The 976-nt window shown below is 43.9% G+C and carries 1 protein-coding gene; it reads right to left on the bottom strand.

What is annotated here, in order from left to right; translation table 11 throughout:
* On the bottom strand, positions 1-627 hold a 627-nt coding region (locus tag FWJ34_RS19365; RefSeq protein ID WP_308256959.1), incomplete at its 3' end, for a calcium-binding protein.
* Positions 628-976 lie beyond the last annotated feature (349 nt).

Here is a 976-nt window from a genome sequence, read left to right as displayed (position 1 = left end):
ATCATTACCCGTACCACCATTGAGGTTGTCGTTACCGTCACCACCGATGAGGACATTATCACTGCCATTACCGTTAATGGTGTTATTGCTCTCGTTCCCTGTCCCATTAATGGCTGTTCCTTGTAAGATTAGATTTTCGACATTAGCGATTAGGCTGTAATCAATAGTACTATAAACGGTGTCGGTTCCTTCTCCTAGTAGTTCGATGATTTGATCGTTTGCACTATCAACGTAGTAAATATCGTTGTCCGTACCCCCGATTAAGCTATCATTGCCTGTACCACCATTAAGGATGTCGTTACCATCGTCACCTATTAGAGTATCATTACCATTTGCGCCGTTGAGGTTGTCATTCCCTGTGAAGCCTTCAATCAAGTCGTTGCCCTTAGTACCATTGAGGATGTCGTTACCATTCGTTCCTTCCATAACGTCGGTGATGGTTAAGGTATAAGCTGCTGTTAAATCAGGAGTTGCGCCGATACTGGTGTCATCTACGTTAACGGTGACGTTGTAACTGGTTTTGGTTTCAAAATCGAGGCTGACTCCGGCTTTGAGATACAATTTATTATCATTAATTTCAAAGAAACTGGCATCGGCTCCTGTTAAGCTCAGGTTATTAGTTCCCAAAGCATCATCGGTAATGGCAATATCGGCTACTTTAATCAGAACAGATGTACTCGTATTTTCGGCTAGACTCGTGGTGGTATTTTGCAGGGTTACGGCGGTGGGGGCTTCGTTGACATCGGTAACGTTAACGGTGAAGCCTTCGGAGTAGATTAAAGCGCCGTCGGTGGTTTTTAGGGTAATGTTATAGCTTGGTTTTGCTTCAAAGTTCGGAGTTGTACCGATAAAATAAAGTTGGTTACTGTTGCGAATCTCGAAACTAGCCCCATCGGTTCCTTCGATACTTAACACGTTGTTGTTACCACTGGCATCGGCATCTGTAATGGTGATGTTACCAATCAGGACTCCCTCA

This window comes from Geminocystis sp. GBBB08, from assembly GCF_016743215.1.
Lineage (GTDB): Bacteria > Cyanobacteriota > Cyanobacteriia > Cyanobacteriales > Cyanobacteriaceae > Geminocystis.
Note: the sequence above shows the minus strand (reverse complement) of the source record. Positions and strands in the feature narration are given on the sequence as shown.